This is a genomic window from Nocardioides sp. (genome assembly GCF_034670285.1).
Classification (GTDB): domain Bacteria; phylum Actinomycetota; class Actinomycetes; order Propionibacteriales; family Nocardioidaceae; genus Nocardioides.
In genome coordinates this window covers 1-2,097 of record NZ_JAXMNS010000523.1, presented here as the reverse complement: position 1 = coordinate 2,097, position 2,097 = coordinate 1, and the positions used below count along the sequence as shown (strand labels likewise).

Genomic DNA, 2,097 nt, shown 5'->3' with positions numbered 1-2,097 from the left:
GGTGCTCTCGGGCGTGGACGAGGCCCGGTTCACCTTTCTCGCCGTACGACGGTGGTTCGGGTGGTCGGCCGGCCGACTGGCGGTCTTCGACATCGGCGGCGGCTCGCTGGAGATCGCGGCGGGCAAGGACGAGCGTCCGGACGTCGCTTGGTCGCTGCCCCTCGGCGCGGCTCGGCTCGCACGTGCCCACTTCACCGAGCAGATCGACGAGGCCGGGCTGAAGCAGATCCGCAAGGCGATCCGCACCGACATCGCCCGCGACGCCGGCAACCTCCTGCGTGCCGGGCGCCCGCACCGCGCCGCGGCGTCGTCCAAGACCTTCCGCTCCCTGGCTCGCATCTGCGGTGCGGCCCCGTCGGCCGATGGTCCGCTCACGCCCCGGTCGCTGCGCCAGAGCGACCTGCGCGAGTGGATCCCCCGGCTGGTGGAGATGGGGCCGGACGAGCTCGCCGACCTGCCGGGCGTCTCGGCCAGCCGCGCCCACCAGGTGCTGCCGGGGGCGCTCGTCGCCGAGGCGTGCATGGACATCTTCGACCTGCCCGCCCTCGAGATCTGCCCCTGGGCCCTGCGTGAGGGCGTCATCCTCGAACGCATCGACCGACTCAGCGTCGCCGACTCCTGATGGGCGTCATCGGGCTGTCCACCTCCTCGGTCTACCCGGAGTCGACGGCGCACGGCTTCGCCTACGCCGCCCAGCTGGGCTACGACGCCGTCGAGGTGATGGTCGGGCTCGACGCCCTCAGCCAGCAGGTCGCCGCGGTACGCCAGCTCTCCGAGCACCACGAGATCCCGATCTGCGCCGTGCACGCGCCGACGCTGCTGCTCACGCAGCGCGTCTGGGGCACCGAGCCGTGGGGCAAGCTCGAGCGATCGGCCGAGATGGCCCACGAGGTCGGGGCCGACGTCGTCGTCGTGCACCCGCCGTTCCGGTGGCAGAAGGAGTACGCGCGCGACTTCGTCAACGGGATCGCGGCCCTGGAGAACTCCACGGGCATCCGCTTCGCGGTGGAGAACATGTATCCGTGGCGAGCGACGAAGAACCGTGGCGCCGAGATGTACCTCCCCGGGTGGGACCCGTCCTCGGAGCCCTACGCCAACACCACCATCGACCTCTCGCACGCCGCGATCGCCCAGTCCGACGTGATCGAGATGGCCGAGCGGCTCGGCGACCGGCTGCGCCACGTCCACCTCACCGACGGCAGCGGGTCGGCCAAGGACGAGCACCTCGTGCCCGGCCGCGGGTCGATGGGTGCCGCGGCATTCCTGCAGCACCTCGCCTCGACATCCTTCGACGGCGCCATCGTGCTCGAGATCAACACGCGGCGCTGCGCGTCGCGCGAGGAGCGTGAGGCCGACCTGCGCGAGTCGCTGGACTTCGCCCGCGAGCACTTCGCCGTCCCCACCCCCTGACGGTCCCGTCGCCCTGACGAGTCGACCCTGACCAGCGGCCGGCCCAGCGACTGGCTCAGCGTGCGGGCAGGCGCACGGTGAAGGTCGAGCCCTCGCCGAGCCGCGAGGCCACCTCGACCGTGCCGCCGTGGCGCTGGACGATGTGCGACACGATCGCGAGGCCGAGGCCGGTGCCCGACTCCCGCAGCGCGTCGGGGTTGGTGGTGCGGAAGAAGGACGTGAAGAGTCGTGCCTGGTCGGCGCGGGAGATCCCGAGGCCGTCGTCGGCGACCTGGAGCACCACGCGGTGCTCCACCCGGCGGGCGCTGACCCGCACGGTGCCACCGGTGCGGGTGTACTTCACGGCGTTGCTGACCAGGTTGCTGAGGAGCCGCTCGATCTCGGCTGCGTGGCCGAGGATCGTCAGGTCGTCGTCACTGATCTCGACGTGCAGCGCGAGGCCCTTGGCGATTGCTGTCGACTCGACGAAGGCACTGACCTCACGGATCGCGGGTCGCAGGTCGAGCGGGGAGCGCTCGACGGGTTGCTGGGGATGGCTGATGCGGGCCAGGAGCAGCAGGTCGTCGACGACGCGCTGCATCCTCGTCGTGCCGCGGTTGATGGCCTCACGGAAGCGGTCCGTCTCCGGGTCGAGCACGACGTCCTGAAGCATCTCGAGGTTGCCCGAGATCACCGTGAGTGGCGTAC

At 71.3% G+C, this 2,097-nt stretch carries 3 protein-coding genes; 2 read left to right on the top strand and 1 reads right to left on the bottom strand.

The genetic code is table 11. From position 1 onward, the window contains the following. On the top strand, window positions 1-622 hold a 622-nt coding region (locus VOI19_RS18535), incomplete at its 5' end, for a Ppx/GppA family phosphatase (RefSeq protein WP_323794418.1). Next, window positions 622-1,410: a sugar phosphate isomerase/epimerase gene (locus VOI19_RS18530; protein ID WP_323794417.1), complete on the top strand. Its 789-nt coding sequence runs from the start codon at window positions 622-624 to the stop codon at window positions 1,408-1,410. The genes VOI19_RS18535 and VOI19_RS18530, both read left to right, overlap by 1 nt. A gap of 55 nt (window positions 1,411-1,465) precedes the next feature. On the opposite strand, the gene VOI19_RS18525 is transcribed toward VOI19_RS18530, so the two are convergent. Next, window positions 1,466-2,097, bottom strand: a 632-nt coding sequence (locus VOI19_RS18525) for a HAMP domain-containing sensor histidine kinase (protein ID WP_323794416.1), incomplete at its 5' end; no start/stop codon positions are given.